The 18086-nt window shown below is 44.7% G+C and carries 18 protein-coding genes; 17 read left to right on the forward strand and 1 reads right to left on the reverse strand.

Annotated elements, in window-relative coordinates; genetic code table 11:
- Window positions 1-230 precede the first annotated feature (230 nt).
- From C6Y06_RS03025 to C6Y06_RS03040, 4 genes are all read left to right on the forward strand, one after another.
- A complete protein-coding gene (locus C6Y06_RS03025) occupies window positions 231-1259 on the forward strand; it encodes a FecCD family ABC transporter permease (RefSeq protein ID WP_170938418.1) in 1029 nt (342 codons plus the stop codon).
- Window positions 1256-2257, forward strand: a complete 1002-nt coding sequence (locus tag C6Y06_RS03030) for a FecCD family ABC transporter permease (protein WP_060597343.1) — start codon at window positions 1256-1258, stop codon at window positions 2255-2257. Before C6Y06_RS03025 ends, C6Y06_RS03030 begins: the two co-directional genes overlap by 4 nt.
- A gap of 17 nt (window positions 2258-2274) precedes the next feature.
- Window positions 2275-3180 carry an iron-hydroxamate ABC transporter substrate-binding protein gene (locus C6Y06_RS03035; RefSeq protein WP_189288308.1) on the forward strand — a complete coding sequence of 302 codons (906 nt, stop codon included), beginning with the start codon at window positions 2275-2277 and terminating at the stop codon, window positions 3178-3180.
- Window positions 3181-3319: 139 nt separating this feature from the next.
- Window positions 3320-3544, forward strand: coding sequence for a phage holin (locus C6Y06_RS03040; protein WP_034660052.1), 225 nt, complete (start codon window positions 3320-3322; stop codon window positions 3542-3544).
- 88 nt (window positions 3545-3632) lie between these two features.
- Here the strand turns inward: C6Y06_RS03040 and slrR are convergent, their stop codons facing one another.
- A complete protein-coding gene (gene slrR, locus C6Y06_RS03045; RefSeq protein WP_034660051.1) occupies window positions 3633-4103 on the reverse strand; it encodes an HTH-type transcriptional regulator SlrR in 471 nt (156 codons plus the stop codon).
- A 258-nt stretch (window positions 4104-4361) separates the two neighbouring features.
- On the opposite strand from slrR, the gene C6Y06_RS03050 reads away from it, so the two are divergent.
- From C6Y06_RS03050 to C6Y06_RS03110, 13 genes are all read left to right on the forward strand, one after another.
- Window positions 4362-5093 carry a YveK family protein gene (locus C6Y06_RS03050; RefSeq protein WP_034660050.1) on the forward strand — a complete coding sequence of 244 codons (732 nt, stop codon included), beginning with the start codon at window positions 4362-4364 and terminating at the stop codon, window positions 5091-5093.
- Entirely contained in the window at window positions 5083-5766 is a 684-nt protein-coding gene (locus C6Y06_RS03055; protein WP_034660048.1) for a CpsD/CapB family tyrosine-protein kinase, read from the forward strand. The genes C6Y06_RS03050 and C6Y06_RS03055 overlap by 11 nt, the downstream gene beginning before the upstream one ends.
- Before the next feature lie 164 nt (window positions 5767-5930).
- A complete protein-coding gene (locus C6Y06_RS03060; protein WP_095285761.1) occupies window positions 5931-7805 on the forward strand; it encodes a polysaccharide biosynthesis protein in 1875 nt (624 codons plus the stop codon).
- A complete protein-coding gene (locus tag C6Y06_RS03065) occupies window positions 7771-8910 on the forward strand; it encodes a glycosyltransferase family 4 protein (protein ID WP_034660045.1) in 1140 nt (379 codons plus the stop codon). The genes C6Y06_RS03060 and C6Y06_RS03065 overlap by 35 nt, the downstream gene beginning before the upstream one ends.
- Before the next feature lie 2 nt (window positions 8911-8912).
- On the forward strand, window positions 8913-9749 hold the full coding sequence (epsE, locus tag C6Y06_RS03070) for a glycosyltransferase EpsE (RefSeq protein WP_106036502.1): 837 nt from the start codon (window positions 8913-8915) through the stop codon (window positions 9747-9749).
- Window positions 9746-10876 carry a glycosyltransferase family 1 protein gene (locus C6Y06_RS03075; RefSeq protein WP_106036503.1) on the forward strand — a complete coding sequence of 377 codons (1131 nt, stop codon included), beginning with the start codon at window positions 9746-9748 and terminating at the stop codon, window positions 10874-10876. The genes epsE and C6Y06_RS03075 overlap by 4 nt, the downstream gene beginning before the upstream one ends.
- 14 nt (window positions 10877-10890) lie before the next feature.
- Window positions 10891-11994, forward strand: a complete 1104-nt coding sequence (locus tag C6Y06_RS03080; protein ID WP_034660042.1) for an EpsG family protein — start codon at window positions 10891-10893, stop codon at window positions 11992-11994.
- Window positions 11995-12021: 27 nt separating this feature from the next.
- Window positions 12022-13044 (forward strand): glycosyltransferase family 2 protein, encoded by a 1023-nt coding sequence (locus tag C6Y06_RS03085; RefSeq protein WP_095285765.1) that lies wholly within the window; start codon window positions 12022-12024, stop codon window positions 13042-13044.
- A gap of 5 nt (window positions 13045-13049) precedes the next feature.
- Entirely contained in the window at window positions 13050-14078 is a 1029-nt protein-coding gene (locus C6Y06_RS03090) for a polysaccharide pyruvyl transferase family protein (protein ID WP_080869549.1), read from the forward strand.
- Between the two features lie 28 nt (window positions 14079-14106).
- Complete coding sequence (locus tag C6Y06_RS03095; RefSeq protein ID WP_095285766.1) at window positions 14107-15621, forward strand: MATE family efflux transporter; 1515 nt, start codon at window positions 14107-14109, stop codon at window positions 15619-15621.
- A 20-nt stretch (window positions 15622-15641) separates the two neighbouring features.
- On the forward strand, window positions 15642-16235 hold the full coding sequence (locus C6Y06_RS03100; RefSeq protein ID WP_034660037.1) for a sugar transferase: 594 nt from the start codon (window positions 15642-15644) through the stop codon (window positions 16233-16235).
- Window positions 16198-16884: an acetyltransferase gene (locus C6Y06_RS03105; RefSeq protein WP_106036505.1), complete on the forward strand. Its 687-nt coding sequence runs from the start codon at window positions 16198-16200 to the stop codon at window positions 16882-16884. Before C6Y06_RS03100 ends, C6Y06_RS03105 begins: the two co-directional genes overlap by 38 nt.
- Complete coding sequence (locus tag C6Y06_RS03110) at window positions 16884-18062, forward strand: DegT/DnrJ/EryC1/StrS family aminotransferase (RefSeq protein WP_034660036.1); 1179 nt, start codon at window positions 16884-16886, stop codon at window positions 18060-18062. The genes C6Y06_RS03105 and C6Y06_RS03110 overlap by 1 nt, the downstream gene beginning before the upstream one ends.
- Window positions 18063-18086: the final 24 nt, after the last annotated feature.

The raw sequence follows: 18086 nt of genomic DNA on the forward strand, positions 1-18086 counted from the left end.
TTAGAGGATGTTCAGGCGGAATGTCAACTATTTTCCTATTAAACTATGAGAAAAAATGATAGGCCATTCCAAACGAGCAAAAGACACCTCATTTTGCTGCCACGCACATACCTTCATTAATTAAAAAATAGGGTGTACATTGATTTTTCAGAGGCAGACGGCTATAATTTTGATGATTATGATTCTCATTTTCAAACTGACTTTTAATGAAGAAAAGGATGACACCGATTTTGCAGGATAAGCGAACACCTCAACAAAAACGATCATCACATATTCTGTTCTTTTTGATATTTTTTCTCGCCGTCATTGGTTTGGCGGCTGCCATGTTTTTGGCTGTGTCATATGGTGCCAAAACATTGTCTCTGCAAACGGTTTGGACAGCTGTATTTGACTATCAGTCAGATGTCACAGAGCAGCAGATCATCCATGAATTAAGACTTCCTCGTGTTTTAGGAGCAGCTCTTGTTGGAGCGGCATTTGCCGTAGCAGGTGCGCTCATGCAGGGCATCACAAGAAACCCGCTGGCAGATGCGGGGATTCTGGGCATTAATGGCGGTGCGATGTTTGTGGTCGCTCTCTGTTTTGCCTTTTTCCCAGAAATGCCTTATTCGGCACTTATGTTTTTTTCCTTTATTGGTGCAGTGCTTAGTACGCTGCTGATCTTTGCGATTGGGGCGGCTGGTGGAGTTTTGACACCGCTGCGCTTAACTGTAGCAGGAGCCGTTGTGGCTGCATTGCTTCATGCGCTTAGCTCTGGGATCGCGATTTATTTTGACTTGAGTCAGGACCTTGCGTTTTGGTATGCAGGCGGTGTGGCTGGTGTGAAATGGCCGCAGCTGACGATTCTTGCCCCAGTCATTCTGATAGTGATCGTATGGGCGATGCTATTAGGGCGTTCACTGTCGCTGCTGTCGCTCGGTGAAGATGTAGCGGCAAATTTAGGGGTGAAAACACGACAAGTGCGAATACTAGGAATGGCAGCTGCCGTATTATTAGCAGGGGTTTCTGTATCAGCAGTCGGATCGATTGGGTTTGTCGGTCTTGTCATCCCGCATATCGCAAGAAAGCTGGTTGGTGTAAACTATCGTTTTGTCATTCCGATGTCGGCGATATTAGGCGCGGTGCTGCTAGTCTTTGCTGACCTTGCCAGCCGCACCGTTAATCCGCCCCGAGAGCTTGCCATTGGCGTGATGGTGGCACTTGTCGGTGTTCCTTTCTTCTTATATATTGCCAGAAAAGAAGGGAGGAACCTGTCATGAGAGAGAAACAGCGGGCTCTTGTCGTGACAGTCGTTTTGCTTTGTTTGACTGCGGCTGTTGTGCTGTATAGCTTAAATACCGGCACGCTGAAACTAAGTCCTCTTGTGGTCGTCAAAACGTTATTCGGCTTTGGGGATTTTCAAAGTGAAACGGTGCTGTTTGACTATCGTCTGCCTCGAATCGTGGTGACGATGCTGGCGGGAATTGGTCTTGGCATTGCGGGCGGCATTTTGCAGAGCTTATCTCGTAACCCGCTGGCCGATCCAGGAATTATTGGACTGAATGCAGGAGCAGCATTTGGCTTAATCGTGTTTGTGACGTATTTCCATGCACTAGAAGGCAATCCATCTCTTCTTATTCCGCTCTTTACATTTGGCGGAGGGCTTCTTGCGGCAGCGGTCATCGTGCTTCTGGCGTATAACCGGCAGGAAGGGCTTGTTCCCATCCGGCTGATCCTAGTAGGAATTGCGGTTGCGGCGGGATTCAGTGCTTTGACGTTATATTTGTCATTGAAGCTGGATGAAGATACTTACACATTTGCTTCAAGATGGCTTGTCGGCAATGTCTGGGGGAGAGACTGGATTCATGTGTTAGCGCTTCTGCCTTGGATTGTATGCCTTGTGCCGCTTACGCTGATGCAGTCAAACACGCTCAATGCATTGACATTAGGAGATGCTGTCGCCTCAAGTGTAGGTGTACGTGTCCAGCGTCAGCGTCTCCTTTTGCTGACCTTAGCTGTTGGTTTGGCGAGTGCAAGTGTTTCGATGACAGGCGGTATTGGTTTTATTGGACTTGTCGCCCCGCATTTGGCAAGGCGGCTTGTCGGTTCACTCCATCAGTATTTTTTACCGGTTAGTGCGCTGCTTGGCTTGTTGATTTTGGTCAGTGCCGATACAATAGGACGTTCCATCTTTGCCCCAAATGCCATACCAGCGGGTGTGGTTGTGGCTTTTATTGGCGCACCTTATTTTCTCTATTTATTAACAAAAACGAAATAAACGTGAAAGAGGAACTCATCATGAAAAAATTACTTGTGCTTGGTTTAACGCTCTGTTTCATTATGCTTGCCGCTTGTGGTCAACAGGAAACAAAGAATACAACAACTCAAAATGATCATGGAACACCGAAAATTGCTTCCTTGTCTATCCATTTAACCAATGACTTATTAGCACTCGGTATCAAGCCGGCAGGCTCTGTTGTAGGAGGGGACTTAAAAGATTTCCTTCCACATGCGAAAAAGCAGCTGAGTGGTACGAAGAAGCTGGGCATCGCAGCCGATCCCGATATGGAGTCACTGCTTGCATTACAACCAGATGTCATTTATGTCGATGAAGAACTAGCTGGACAAGACTTATCGAAATATAAGAAAATCGCCAAAACGGAAGTGTTTAATTTAAATGACGGCACTTGGCGTGATCATTTGAAAAAAATCGGCAAGCTCGTCAATAAAGAAAAAGAAGCCGATCAATATATTCAGGATTACAATCAAGAAGCAAAAGAAGTCAAATCGCTCATCAAACAAAAGATTGGAAACGGGAAAGTAATGGCGATCCGTGTGACGGCAAAGGAGCTTCGAGTATTTAGCATGAAGCGCCCAATGGGTCCTATTTTATACGAGGATTTAGGTCTGACACCTGTCGATGGTGTGAAGAAACTGGACAGCAAGCGGCCATTTGAAGTGATTTCTCAAGAGGTTCTTCCTGACTATGATGCAGATGCTATCTTTGTCGTCGTGAATCGTGATGATAAAGCGCAGCAGGCATTCAAGCAATTAGAAAAGACTCCGATTTGGAAGGGTCTAAAAGCCGTGAAGATAAATCAAGTCTATCCGATTGCCGATCAGCCATGGCTCGATTACTCAGCACTAGGCAATAAAATGGCATTGGATGAAGCAAAAGAGATGTTTTCTACATCAAAATAAAATGAAATCAGGCATCATTCCTTATATGGGAATGATGTCTCTTTTTTTGATCTGGTCTTCTATTCATTCGGTTTTTGCATACATATGAGAGAGAACGAGCAGTACCGCCCGTGAAGGGGAAGAAAGGGAGGGGATACAGTTGAAGGTTCAAAAAATTAGTGCAGGTACAATCGCAAGGCTTGTGCTGCTTTTGCTCGCGCTTGTCAACAGTGCTCTAACCGCTGCGGGAAAAAGCCCAATTCCTATTGATGAAGAAGGTATTCAGCAATTTATCACGTTAGCCTTTCTTGGGATTACATCACTATGGGCCTATTGGAAAAACAATGATATAACGAAAAAAGCACGAACAAAAAAAGAAGAATAAGAGAAAAAAGAGCCTTTTCATGATAAAAGGCTCTTTTTCAGCGAAGCGTCAAACGCCTCTCCCCGCAATTTGACTCTTCCTGAAAGGCTTACGCCCGTCGTTCTCCCATGTTGGCGAGGAATGCTTTTACTTCCTCAATGCTTAAGCCGATAGCTTTCGCCTCACTCATCAGACGCTTCCACTCTGATATATTCGAATCAGTCAGCTTTCTATGAGTGACATGTAACGTCTTTTCTTCCTGCTCCTTTCGGTACGTTTGGAGCAGCTGATAGAGTTCTTCTTTCGGCATGCCGGATTGGACGGCATTGACGATATGCTCCCGCCATTCGTGTTCACCACCCTCAGAGTAATGAAACATCATCGTTTCTGCATCAAACAGCTCTTGTAAATCAATTTCTAGTGAAGAGGATACCTTTTTTAAAAACTGGACAGATGGATTTCTGTGGACACCACGCTCAATTTTACTCAAATACGACTTAGAGACATGGGCATCTTCAGCCAGCTGCTGAATGGAGTATCCTTTCCTCTTTCGGTAAATGCGTATCACCTTTCCTATCATTCTTATCAATGATCTCCCTTCTCCCTGGCGAATCGTACTGCGACCTTTTCGTTCATTATAAGAAATAAATTGTTCTTTATAAAATTCAAAAACGTAAGAAACAGGAAGTAAACAAAAGAAAACGAACGATTTCGTTCTTTAAAAAGAACTATAAGACCTATTATGACATTTTTCTTTGCGGGTATTATCTTTTATAATCCAATCATTAACAAAAAGAAACCATATATAACCTTTTTATGATGAAATCGGGAGGTATCTATGAATGAGAATATAGGTTTTAAGCAGCTGTTTTCTGTCATTAAAGAGAAAATGGCCCTTCTGATCCTGATTGTCCTGATCGTAACGGGCACTTCAGCCTACTATCAGTTCTATGTCTCGACTCCTGTATATCAGGCAACCACTCAAATTCTTGTTCATAAACGCAGCAATGACGCACAAGCAAACTTAAACGATATTCAGATGAACCTTCAATATACACGTACCTTTCAAGTTTTATTAAAAAGTCCGATCGTCATTGAAAAAGTAAAAGAAACACTCAACCTCACAGAATCAGCTGAAGGATTAAAACACAAAATTGCCACAAGTACAGAAAATGAGTCTGAGGTCATCAATATTTCTGTACAAGATGAGGATCGCGCAAAGGCAGTCGCCATTGCGAATACCGCAACAGAGGTGCTGCAAGAAGAAATCAAAAAAACCATGAATATGGATCGCATTAATGTTTTGTCTGAAGCCAAGCTGTCCAATACGATTCTCATGAATTCCAGAAAATTCGTTCATATCGTTCTGGCACTAGGTGCCTCTTTATTAGGGGGGATGACACTCATTTTCTTAATGAATTTACTCGATGATACTGTAAAACGAACACATCAAATAAGAGAAGAGATCGGATTGCCGTCGCTCGGAAGTGTCTATCAGATGCAGGCAGACAGGAGGGCAAAAAAAGACAAGCAGTCCGTCATAACGGGAGGACAGAACATTGATCTTTAAGAGGAAGAAAAGAGAAAAGAGAGATTTATCCTGTATTTCTGTATTAAATCCTCACTCTGTCATTGCAGAACAATTCCGTACAATCCGAACTAACATCGAATTCACATCAATCCAAACAAGGCTGAAATCCATATTGGTGACATCCTCCTTGCCGAAGGAAGGGAAATCATTTACGGCTGCAAACCTAGCAGCTGTTTTTGCACAGCAGAAAAAGCGGGTGCTGCTGATGGATGCTGATTTGCGAAAGCCGTCTGTTCATGAATATTTTGACCTGAGTCATCACACGGGCTTGACCAATGTACTATTAAATAATTGCAGCTTGGAGGAAGCTATTTTGCCTACACCCATTGAGCATTTAGAGCTGCTTCCGAGCGGAACCATTCCGCCGAATCCAGCTGAGCTGCTCTCCTCTTCTGTCATGAAGCAGCTGTTTTATGAAATTGAACAGCAATATGACATGGTGATTGTTGATTCCGCGCCGCTTCTGCCAGTGGCCGATGCAAAGATCCTGGCGAACCGGACCGATGGGAGCATTCTTGTTGTCTTAAGCGGCAAAACAAAGATAGCGGCTGTGAAGAAATCAAAAGAAGTGTTAGAAGGAACAACAGGTAAACTGCTTGGGGCTATGCTAAATGGCAAGAAAGAGAAAAAGGGAAGGCTGTATATGTATTAACAAGATTGATAGGTGATGTCTCCTAATCTTTAACAATGGAGGCACTCGATCCTGCTGTGGGCATGACAAATGCCTTAGATGCTCGTCATCAATAGTGGGGTGTGAGGACGGGTTTGATGCCCATTTTACGTAAGAATAGTGATGTTGAAAAAGGGGGAGGAGCGTTGACTTACGCCCAAAGATTATCAATCATCGTGGCACTAGATTCATATCTCATCTTAGTTGCTGTCTTTTTTGGCTTTCAATTTGTCCAAGAAGCGGCGTTAACTGTTTATACATTTGAAATGCTCGTCATTTCTTCGCTCAGTCTGCTCATTGGGCACCATTTGTTTTCGTATATTTTTCACGTGTACAAGCAAGTATGGGCTTATACAGGGGTAAGAGAGCTATTTTCTTTAATGAAGACCTTTGTGTGTTCTTTTTTATTTTCAATGGCAATGCTGTACCTTTTCGTGCAGACATGGCCCTTTCGGTTTTTGTTCATTGTGTGGCTTTTCCACGTATTATTCATCGGTGCATCTCGAATGGCCTCCCGGCTATTTCATGATGGTGCAAAGCGGCTGCAGGTAGAAAAGGAGCGGGCCTTAATCATTGGCGCCGGATCAGCCGGGACCATCATCGTTCGTCAGCTTCAGCAATCGAGTGATGTACATATTGAACCAGTCGCCTTCATAGATGATGACAAGACGAAGCATAAGCTTGAAATCATGGGACTGCCTGTTCTAGGGGGAAAAGAACAGATTCAAACAGCTGTTGTGATGATGGATATTCAAAAGATCATCATCGCCATTCCGTCCAAAAGCAGCCATACCTTAAAAGGGCTGTATAAGGAATGCGTAGCGACTGGGGTCAAAACGCAGATCATGCCAGAGATGGAGCAGATTTTAAAAGGAACTCATGCGCTGAATCAATTACGGGATGTACAGCCAGAGGATTTACTCGGAAGAGAACCGATTCAATTAGATTCAAGCCGTCTATCTGTCCATTTAAAGGGGAAAACGATTATGGTCACAGGGGCAGGCGGATCGATTGGGTCAGAAATCTGTCGTCAAATTTGTGTGTTTGCTCCTCAAGCGATTGTGCTTGTGGGACACGGGGAATTTAGCATTCATTCTATTTTACTAGAGCTGAAAGAAATTTATGGGGACACCATCAGTCTCTATCCACAAATTGCAGATATCCAAGATAAACAGAAAATGAGTGAAATCGTTGGTCAGTTTCAGCCGGATATGATTTATCATGCCGCGGCACATAAGCATGTCCCGCTCATGGAGATCAGTCCAAAAGAAGCAGTGAAAAACAATATTATCGGGACAAAAAATGTCGCAGAAGCTGCACATGAGCACGGCATTGAAACATTCGTCCTCATTTCCTCTGACAAAGCGGTCAATCCTGCCAATGTGATGGGCGCCACAAAGCGGTTTGCTGAAATGCTGATCATGCAAATGGGGGCAGGCAGTGAAACAAAATTTGTAGCGGTTCGATTTGGAAATGTACTCGGAAGCAGGGGAAGCGTCATTCCAATTTTTAAGAAACAGATCGAACAAGGCGGGCCGGTCACGGTCACGCACCCAGCGATGACAAGGTATTTTATGACCATTCCAGAAGCATCAAGGCTTGTCATTCAGGCGGGTGCATTGGCAGAAGGAAGACAGATTTTTGTATTAGATATGGGGGAGCCAGTGAAAATTGTTGACCTCGCAGAAAACCTCATTCACCTCTCAGGCTATACCACAGACCAGATTCCGATCACGTTCACAGGCATTCGTCCTGGGGAGAAAATGTATGAAGAATTACTCAACCAGCATGAAAAAGCACAGGAACAAATTTTTCCGAAAATTCATATCGGCCATGCGCTGGATGGTGATCCATATGTGCTGAACCGCTTTATCCATGAATTTGACATGATGAGTGAAGAGCAAATGAGAGAAGCATTGTTTGCTGCCATCGAATCGCATGATTTGTTGTCTGAACAGATGACCAGAGGGGAGGAAGCGCTTGCCAATGAAGAAAAAAGTCTTGTTTTGCGCAACGGTTGATTATCATTTTAAGGCATTTCACCTTCCATATTTCCGGTGGTTTCAGGAACAAGGATGGGAAGTGCATACAGCAGCAAATGGTCAGCTGGAGCTGCCCTATGTGGATCAAGCGCACTCAATTCCGATTCAGCGCTCCCCTTTTCATGTGCACAACCGGTTTGCGTATGTGGAGTTGAAGAAGCTGTTAGCGAAAGAGCACTACGACTTCATCCATTGTCACACACCAATGGGAAGTGTCATTGGCAGACTTGCAGCCAAAAGCACGCGCAAAAAAGGGACGAAGGTTCTTTACACAGCACATGGCTTTCACTTTTGGCAGGGGGCGCCGCTTCAAAACTGGCTGCTCTATTATCCAATTGAGCGATGGCTCGCCCGCCATACAGACGCTCTGATCACCATTAATGGAGAGGATTTTAAAAGAGCAGATCGTCTATCAAAAGAGCGGGCATCTGTCTATTATGTTCCCGGTACGGGGGTGGATATGAAGCGATTTGCCCCAGTTGATGAAAAAGAGAAGCAGCGTCTTCGTGCAGTCTATGGCTTTTCCTCGGAAGATTTTATTGTGCTGTGTGCTGGCGAATTAAATGCGAATAAAAACCAAGGGATGCTCATCAAAGCATGTGCCCAGCTATATAGGAAAATATCAAATGTGAAGATCGTGTTTGCCGGGGAAGGCACAATGAGGCCGATGTATGAAAAGCTGGTTTGCGGGCTCCATCTTGAAAAGCATGTCCACTTTGCTGGTTTTTGCAAACAAATTGAGGAATGGATGCATATGAGTGATGTATGTGTGTCGACTAGTCTGAGAGAGGGCCTCGGCATGAATCTGCTTGAAGCGATGTCTGCGGAAAAACCAGTCATTGCAACAGAGAATAGAGGGCACTGTGAGCTGATCAGACATGGCGTGAATGGTTTTTTAGTCAAACCGCATGATGTAAATGGCTTGGCTGAATATTTGCACCAGCTCTATCACAAAAGGGATCAGCTGCCCCTCATGGGAAAAGCGGGACGCTCCTTAGCGCATGCATTTGCACAGGAGCAGGCGGTGAGTGCTATGGAAGAAATTTATACAACCTATATGGATCAAGCAGAGAAGGTGATGTGAGCATGCGTAAGCCAAAGGTGTCTATCATCATGGGCGTCTACAATTGCCAAGACACAGTAGAAGAAAGTATTGAATCCATTCTTCATCAAACATATGACAATTGGGAGCTCATCATATGTGATGACGCATCAACAGACGGCACCTATGAAAAAGTGCTGTCTTATACAAAACGAGACCCTGAAAGAATTCGCCTTATCCGCAATGAGCATAATCAAAGGCTTGCTGCCAGTCTGAATCGCTGTCTAGCTGAAGCAAGGGGAGACTTGATTGCACGGCAGGATGGCGACGATGTATCAGTATCAGTTCGTTTAGAAAAACAGGTTCATTTCCTAGAAACACATCCTGAATATGATGTGGTCGGTACGGCGATGACGGTGTTTGATGAATCGGGTACAAAAGGTGTACGTGCACTTATTTCAGAGCCTGATCGGAAGGTGCTGGCAAAAGGGACTCCTTTTTGTCATGGAACCATTATGATGAGGGCTGCTGCATACAAGGCTTTACATGGGTATCGCTCTGTGAAAACAACAAGGCGGATGGAAGATATCGATCTGTGGATCCGTTTTTTTGCTGCGGGGAGAAAAGGCTTTAATTTACAAGAGCCGTTATACCTTGTGAGAGAGGATGAAGCGGCCTTTCAGCGCCGTAAGTTTCAATATTCAATGGATAATGCCTGGCTCATTTTAAAAGCATGCTGGTTATTAAAATTGTCGCCGGTTCATTATCTGTTTGCACTAAAGCCGGTGGTTCGCGCCTGTTTATCACCGAAGATCATGAAATTTTATCATCGGCGGAAGCTGGAGGCGTCTTTGTTGAAAAGGGGGGACGATTCGGGATGAGTGAGCCAAAGCGTGTACTTCATATTGTGGGCGGGATGAACCGCGGCGGGGCTGAAACGATGATCATGAACATCTATCGTGCACTCGATAGAAATGTCCTTCAATTTGACTTTATTACCCACCGAAAGGATGTCTGTGATTATGATGAGGAAATTCAAAGGCTCGGGGGACGCATCTTGTACGTCCCAAGTATTGGGGCGTCCTCTCCTTTGGCATTTGTGAAAACATTGACAAAGACAATCAAGCGAACAGGACCGTATCAGGCAGTGCATGCCCATACGGATTTTCAAACAGGTTTCTCCGCACTTGCTGCGAAATTGGCGGGTGTGAAGGTGCGGATTTGTCATTCGCATAATACAGCTTGGAAACAGTCGCCAAATTGGGTAGACCATATGATGCTCAAAGGGTTTCGCCAGCTGATCTTTGCATTTTCTACACAGCTTGTTGCATGCGGTGAGGATGCCGGTTCCTTTTTATTTGGGCAGAAAAAAATGAAGAATGGACAAGTTGAGGTGCTGCCGAATGGGATTGATTTATCCCTTTTCTTTCAGCCTGATCCAGACGAAAAGGTGAAGATCAAAAAGCAGCTGGGTCTTCACGAAAAGAGCATGATTATTGGTCATATTGGCCGGTTTCATGAGCAAAAAAATCACGTTTTTTTTATGGAACTGGCACAGACCTTAAAGAAACAGGGGGTCTCATTTCAACTTGTCCTTGTAGGGGATGGACCACTGAGGCAGGTGGTTGAATCATATGCGGAGAAGGCAGGCTTGTTAGACGACATTGTCTTTACAGGCGTCGTATCAGACGTTCCGCAGTATATGAAAGCATTTGATGTATTTGTGATGCCGTCCTTGTTTGAAGGACTTCCGCTTGTATTAGTGGAAGCACAGGCATCTGGATTGCCTTGTGTGATTTCAGATCATATTACAGAGGAAGTGGATTTAGGCTGCGGTCTTGTGAAAAGAATGTCGCTGCGGGATTCTGCGCATGAATGGATGAAGGCGGTGCTTGAAGAATATCATGCAGAGCCTCCTCTTCAAGAGACCATTACGTCCCAGCTTGAACAAAGAGGATTTGATGTCAAACAGAACATCACACGTGTGATGAATGGATATGGACTGTAAGGAAGGAATGGCAGATGGCGGTTTATTTGGTGAACATGATTTTGGTCTATTTATGGTCGAGCTTTGCCGCATTTTACGGCAGGCGTGATGATACCATTCAAAGCGGATGGCGGCCTAACAAGATTCTGGTGTTATTTCCGTTTTTGTTTCTTTGTATTGTCGCTGGTATTCGGTACAAAGTAGGAACCGATTTTGTCACATATGGACAGATGTATGAGTTCTCCGTCAATTATGAAAAGCCTTGGCATATATTCGGATTTGGTGTGGACAAGGCGGCCACTGACCCAGGATTTACGTTTATTTTATGGATGCTCAATCAACTGTCCCGTGATCCGCAAATCATGTATATCTCGGTTGGGGCGATCACCTATTTTTTTATCATCAAGACGCTCATTCAATATGGCCGTCCCTTTGAGCTGAGTATGCTGCTTTTTCTCGGCACTTTTCATTATTACGCTTCGTTTAATGGCATGCGTCAGTATATGGTGGCTGCGGTTCTTTTTTATGCTATCCGTCTTGTGATCAATGGTCAGTGGAAATTGTATTTTCCGCTTGTCCTCGTATGTTCATTGTTTCATTCATCGGCTCTCATCATGATTCCTGTGTATTTTATCGTGAGAACAAAAGCATGGTCTTGGATGATGCTGGTCTTATGCATGATTTTCTTAGGGTTAACTGCTCTTTATGACCGCTTTGTTTCCGTGTTTGTCGTGATGCTGCAAGGCAGTTCATATGGGCATTACGAGGAATGGCTCACAACGAATACGAATGGAATGAATGTGACAAAAATTGGTGTGTTGGTTTTGCCGCTTTTACTTGCTTTCCTTTATCGAAAACGACTTCGTGAGCTGACGCCTGAGAGTGATTACATTGTGAATTTTTGTTTGCTCGGTTTCTTGTTTGGCATCCTTGCTACAAAGGATGTCATTTATGCAAGATTTCATATCTATTTTGGCTTGTATCAGCTTATTTTACTGCCATATTTCACACGTATTTTTGATCAGCGGTCTAATGTCTTTATCTATGTAGGGATTGCTGTTTGCTATATTCTGTACAGCATCATGCTGATGCCGTTCGATTCATCTGTTTTACCGTACAGGACGATATTTACAAAGTAGATTTGGAGAAAGGTGGGGCATGTTGTAATGCCAGCTATCAGTCTATTGGTCGCAGTCTACAATACGAGTCAATATGTGGAGCAATGCCTTCAATCAATTGCAGATCAAAGTTTTTCAGATATAGAAGTGATTCTCGTGAATGATGGATCGACGGATCACAGCGGAGAATGTCTTGAAGCGTTTGCTGCGCAAGATCAGCGCTTTCGGGTCATTCATCAAACCAATCAAGGGTTAGGCGCTGTGAGGAACCGGGGCATCGAAGAAGCAAAAGGGACGTATATCGCCTTTATTGATTCAGATGATATTCTCGCGCCTCATTACTGTGAAGCCTTGTATGAAAAAGCTGAAATGACCGGCGCAGATCTTGTTGTCAGTGAGTACTGGATTCAATTTGAACAGTCAAAGCGAACCATACCAACGACGCTGTTAGCCGAGCGATCAGCCGAAAAGACGAGTTTAATTGAAGCGTTATTGCACGGAGACATCACGGGGTTTTCATGGAATAAGCTGTATCGGCGTGCCTTTATCGAAGAACATCACATTCGATTTCCGCTGCGGGGGGAACTTGAGAACATAGAAGATCAATATGTGACGCTGCGCTGTTTTTCTTTATCACGCAGCATCGCCTTTGTTCATGAACCTCTTTATTACTACAGGGTTCATCTGTCATCTATTGTGCAGCGATATCAGAAGCAGTATTTTCATCATGGACTGACCTTTTATCATGCGCAGCGCTTGTTTTTGAAAGAATATGATGACATCTCTCTGTATGAGAAGGCACTTGATTTTTTTATTGTCAATCATACTCTTCATTGTATGCTCAACGAATGGAAGAGCCAAAATGCCCTCTCTATTCGGGAAAAGCTTGATCACATGCGGGAAATGGTGACACACGAGGCCTTTCTGCATGCCGTCAAACAAGTGGAACCATCGAAGCTCACCGCTCGAAAGCGAATGATTTTATTCCTTGCTAAGTGCCGGCTGGTTTATCCGCTTTCTGCCGCCGCTTCAAGCTATCAAAAATGGATCGAATATCAAACAAGGAAATAGGGGTGATGAGATTGACATTGCAGCAATTGAAGGCGCACGCCGCAGAGTGGCTGCTTTTAAAGGTTAAATATCCGCTTGAGTATCGACTGAGCCGCCAAAGCCTGCCAGAGCTGAGTCATCAGAAGAAAATCATTCTCACGCTGCTGCCAGGGCATGATAATTTAGGGGATCATGCGATTGCCTATGCGAGTTATTGTTTTTTAAAAGAGCACTTTCCCGCCTACGACATCATGGAAGTGGACATGAAAGAGATTTATCGCCTCGCCCGTCCGTTAAAGCGTATGCGGCACCCAGAAGACATCGTCTGTATCATCGGTGGGGGCAATATGGGGGACTTATACCGTTATGAAGAATGGACGAGACAATTTATCATGAAGACCTTCAAGTCCTATCCGGTGATTCAACTGCCGGCCACTGCCCATTTTACAGAAACAAAGAGAGGAAAAAGAGAGGAACGCCGCGCCATTCAAACATACAAACATCATCCAAGGCTGCTTCTCATGGCAAGAGATCAAACAACCTATACTTGGATGAAGCAGCACTTCCCTGATCAAGATGTGTGGAAACAGCCTGATATGGTGCTGACATTAGACGAAACATCAAAGGAACAAAAACGTGAAGGGATTCTGCTTTGTCTGCGTGAGGATAAGGAAGCGTATCTCACCAAGGAGAGCCGGCAGCAGCTGCAGCAGCATATTCAAGAGACGTATGATCAAGTCGGTTTCATCACAACGACAATTGGCAAACGAGTTGATCGAACGACTCGCTTAGATGAATTATCTGCCTTATGGACAGAGTTAAGAAAGGCGCAGGTCGTCGTGACAGACCGGCTTCATGGCATGATCTTTTGTGCGATTACGCATACACCATGTGTTGTCCTCAGGTCGTTTGATCATAAGGTGATGGAAGGGTATGAATGGGTGGCTCATCTTCCGTTTTTGACGCTATTAAAAGAACCGAATGAGGCGGCTGTGAAAGAGGCGATTCATCAGCTGATGAAAACGAGCGGACAAAAGGGAGAGGAAGCTGGATGAAAGCTTTTAAACGCTGCGTGAAAACAAAATGAATCGAGCGTTTCTTTACAATGCCAGTGCAAACTTCATGACGTTTGTCTTGATGATGCTTATGTCTGTTTGTTTAACACCGTACATCGTTCATACACTTGGAGTGGAAGCATTCGGCTTAATCCATCTGACGCAAAATATGATCAACTATTTATCGGTTATTACGGCTTCATTAAGTGCTGTTGTGGTGCGCTTTTTTTCTGTGGCGGCTCATAAAGGAGAAATGGAGAAGGCGCAGCGCTATCTCTCATCTTATTTCGTTAGTTCCATTTTTTTATCGATCAGTCTTTTTCTGTTTTGTCTGTTCATGTCCCGTCAGCTGGTAGAGTGGCTTCATGTGCCTGATTATCTCGCAAAAGACACACAGACCGCTTTTATATTAGGGGGTCTTTTATTTATGCTCAATTTTGTCATGTCCGGCATTGGGGCTGCGCCGTTTTATGCGAATAAGTTATATGTATCAAGTGTTGGTCAGGCCATTCAGATGTTTTTGAGGGCATTTATGATTGTGATGCTGTTTACATGGACGGCACCAGCCATCTGGCATATTCCGCTTGCGGCCGTCATAGGAAGCTTGGCGGCTATGGGAATCGGTATCTATTATTTTAAAAAACTCATTCCTTGGTTTTCGTTTAAGTGGCGGCACGTCTCATTATCTTCTAGTCTCACACTTGTTCGATCAGGGGTCTGGCATTCTTTTGAGCAAATGGGAATTTTGTTGTTTTTACAAATTGACTTATTGATGACCAACCTGCTCATTGGAGCGGAAGCGACGGGACAGTATGCGGCGATTTTACAGTTCCCATTATTATTACGCACACTCGCAGGGACACTGGCGGTTGTATTTGCCCCAACGATCACGAAATTTTACTCGAATCAAGACAAAGAAGGTCTCATCCAATATGCAGCCAGTGCCATTAAATGGAGCGGTTTATTTGTCGCGTTCCCAGCCGCTCTACTAGGAGGGCTCGCCGGTCCGCTCATGCTTTTATGGCTTGGACCTGCCTTTGAAGAGCTGAAATGGCTTCTCATGATACATGCAGCTTATTTATGTTTGACCTTGATGTTTTTACCGCTGACATATGTGCCGACCGCTTTTAATCGATTGAAAGTTCCAGCGGTGGTCACGCTCATATTAGGAGTATCCAATGTGCTTTTTGCCTATGGATTGACTCATATGCTTCAGCTTGGCTTATATGGCATTGCATCAGCAGGAGCGATAGTTTTATTGATGAAAAATATCGTGTTTCTGCCATTTTATACGGCCCGCATCACGAATCAGAAACGCACCATCTTTTACAAACATACATTGGTTCCACTTGCAGGAGCGCTCATGATTTGGGGCGTCTGTGCAGGGATTCAAGCGATTTATGACGTGACCTCATGGTGGGAGCTGTTTTGTATTGGTGGTCTTTGTTTCATTCTCTATATGGGCTACTTGTATCAATTTGCAGGAACAAAACGAGAGCGGCAGCAGCTGGTGCATAAGGTAAAACAAGCTGTTTCCCGCTAGTGAGATAAGGAGATTTAATGATGAAAAGAATGTTAGATGTGATGGTGGCATTGACGCTGCTCATCGCAGGCAGTCTTCTTTTTCTTCTGATTTATGGACTGATTCGGTGGAAAATTGGGACGCCTGTGTTGTTTCGGCAGAAGCGGCCTGGTCTGTATGGCCGGCCATTTATGCTGTATAAATTTCGGACGATGACCGATGAACGCGACGAGCACGGGGGGCTCCTGCCAGATCATCTTCGATTAACAAAAACCGGCGCCTTGATTCGCAAGCTCAGTCTTGATGAATTGCCGCAATTAGTCAATGTCCTAAAAGGAGAGCTCAGTCTCGTTGGACCAAGGCCTCTTCTGATGGAGTATCTGCCGATGTATACAGAGGAGCAAGCAAGGCGCCATCTTGTAAAGCCTGGCATTACTGGATGGGCACAGGTGAATGGAAGGAACACGATCTCCTGGGAGGAGAAATTCACCTATGACCTCTGGTATGTCGAGCATCAATCATTTTGGCTTGATATGAAAATTTTATGGATGACCTTGCTGAAAGTCATCAAAACAGAGGGGGTGCAGCAGCCGCATCATGCCACAGCTGAAAAATTCAAAGGAACCGATATGTAAAGAGCAGCCCATAGGTTTAATTGGGGCTGGCGGGCATAGCAAAGTCATTCAGGATATGATTGTTGCACATCCCGATTACTCATTATGTGCCGTATTAGATGATCAATTTGAAGAGGAGGTCACTCAAAGCGGCATCTTGTATGGACCGATCTCCATGAGTCAACAGCTGAGAGAGACAATGCCTCATATGAAATGGCTGATTGCTATTGGGCAAAATGAGATGAGACAGCTAGTAAAGGAACGCCTCTCATTTGAAAACAAGGCGTTTGCCACGCTCATCCATCCAGAGGCGGTCATAAGTCCATCAGCGGTCATTGGAGGGGGGACTGTCGTGATGGCAAGGGCAGTAGTTCAAGCAGATGCAGCAATCGGTGAACATGCGATTATCAACACAGGATCTATCGTAGAGCATGACTGTATACTCGAATCGTTTGTGCACTTATCACCAGGAGCAGTGTTAACTGGCTGTGTGTCTGTACGAATGGGTACCCATATTGGGGCAGGTGCTGTTGTGATACCCGGGATATCGATCGGAAGCTGGACAATCATTGGCGCAGGAGCCGCAGTAACAAAAGATATACACGATCAGAAAGTCGCTGTAGGCATTCCTGCAATAGAAATCAAAGATCGGAGAGAAGGTGGGAAATGATGCAAGAAAGGAAACGAATTTACTTATCGCCTCCGCATATGAGCGGAAAAGAGTATCTGAAAATAGAGGAAGCCTTCAAGAGCAACTGGATTGCGCCGCTTGGACCTCTGGTGAATGAATTTGAGCAGGCAGTCGCGGGCTATGCAGGAGTGAAGACAGGAGCGGCATTATCTTCAGGAACAGCAGCGATTCACCTCGCCTTAAAGCTTATTGGTGTTCAAAAAGGGGACGTTGTCTTTTGTTCAACCCTCACATTTGTTGCAACTGCAAATCCGATTTTATATGAACAAGCGACGCCTGTTTTTATTGATTCTGAAAGAGATACATGGAATATGTGCCCGCTTGCTTTAGAGAAAGCCTTTGTGGAATCAAAACGACTTGGAAAAAGACCCCGTGCTGTTATTGTCGTGCATTTATATGGACAAAGCGCAAAAATGGACGAGATTCTGGCGTTGTGTGAAGCATATGATGTACCAGTCATTGAGGATGCGGCTGAATCGTTAGGTGCTCTATATAAAGGGAAAAAAAGCGGCTCAATGGGCAGGTTCGGTGTCTATTCGTTTAATGGAAATAAAATCATTACAACATCAGGTGGCGGTATGCTTGTGAGTGATGATGAAGCTGCGATCGAACGCTGCCGCTTTCTCGCTTCACAGGCTAGAGAACGCGCCATGCATTATGAGCATCAAGAGATAGGATACAACTATCGCATGAGCAACCTGCTAGCAGGCGTCGGGATTGCTCAGATGGAAATATTGGACGAGCGTGTTGAACAGAAGCGACGCATTTTCAAGCGTTATCAGGATGCTTTATCTAAGGTAGAGGGCCTGTATTTCATGCCAGAATATCAAGGCACCAAGTCCAACCGCTGGCTGACGACATTGACTATTGATCGTGATAAGAGAACGTCTCCAGTGGACATCATTGCTGCACTAGAAAAAGAACAGATCGAAGCAAGGCGTGTATGGAAGCCGCTGCACCAGCAGCCGCTCTTTCGTGATTGTCCTTTTTATTCAGCAGCGAAAGGCACTCCCGTATCTGAGTTGTTATTTGAAACAGGGCTTTGTCTCCCCTCTGGAACAAGTATGACAGAAGCTGAACAGGATCGTATCATTGACACACTTCGTAATGCCCTGCGAGAAAAAACATTCACCTCTTCACAGGCTGCTCATTCGTAAGCAGCCTGTCTCTCTTTCTATCAA

Source organism: Bacillus sp. MZGC1 (assembly GCF_002998605.1).
Taxonomy (GTDB): domain Bacteria; phylum Bacillota; class Bacilli; order Bacillales; family Bacillaceae; genus Bacillus.

What these genes read in the sequence shown, in the direction of transcription:
- C6Y06_RS03030 (WP_060597343.1), top strand. Translation starts at nt 1,256, where the DNA reads ATGAGAGAGAAACAGCGGGCTCTTGTCGTGACAGTCGTTTTGCTTTGT.
- C6Y06_RS03105 (WP_106036505.1), top strand. Translation starts at nt 16,198, where the DNA reads ATGCCACAGCTGAAAAATTCAAAGGAACCGATATGTAAAGAGCAGCCC.
- slrR (WP_034660051.1), bottom strand. Translation starts at nt 4,103, where the DNA reads ATGATAGGAAAGGTGATACGCATTTACCGAAAGAGGAAAGGATACTCC.
- C6Y06_RS03065 (WP_034660045.1), top strand. Translation starts at nt 7,771, where the DNA reads ATGAAGAAAAAAGTCTTGTTTTGCGCAACGGTTGATTATCATTTTAAG.
- C6Y06_RS03095 (WP_095285766.1), top strand. Translation starts at nt 14,107, where the DNA reads ATGAATCGAGCGTTTCTTTACAATGCCAGTGCAAACTTCATGACGTTT.
- epsE (WP_106036502.1), top strand. Translation starts at nt 8,913, where the DNA reads ATGCGTAAGCCAAAGGTGTCTATCATCATGGGCGTCTACAATTGCCAA.
- C6Y06_RS03100 (WP_034660037.1), top strand. Translation starts at nt 15,642, where the DNA reads ATGAAAAGAATGTTAGATGTGATGGTGGCATTGACGCTGCTCATCGCA.
- C6Y06_RS03110 (WP_034660036.1), top strand. Translation starts at nt 16,884, where the DNA reads ATGCAAGAAAGGAAACGAATTTACTTATCGCCTCCGCATATGAGCGGA.
- C6Y06_RS03080 (WP_034660042.1), top strand. Translation starts at nt 10,891, where the DNA reads ATGGCGGTTTATTTGGTGAACATGATTTTGGTCTATTTATGGTCGAGC.
- C6Y06_RS03090 (WP_080869549.1), top strand. Translation starts at nt 13,050, where the DNA reads ATGAGATTGACATTGCAGCAATTGAAGGCGCACGCCGCAGAGTGGCTG.
- C6Y06_RS03050 (WP_034660050.1), top strand. Translation starts at nt 4,362, where the DNA reads ATGAATGAGAATATAGGTTTTAAGCAGCTGTTTTCTGTCATTAAAGAG.
- C6Y06_RS03075 (WP_106036503.1), top strand. Translation starts at nt 9,746, where the DNA reads ATGAGTGAGCCAAAGCGTGTACTTCATATTGTGGGCGGGATGAACCGC.
- C6Y06_RS03085 (WP_095285765.1), top strand. Translation starts at nt 12,022, where the DNA reads ATGCCAGCTATCAGTCTATTGGTCGCAGTCTACAATACGAGTCAATAT.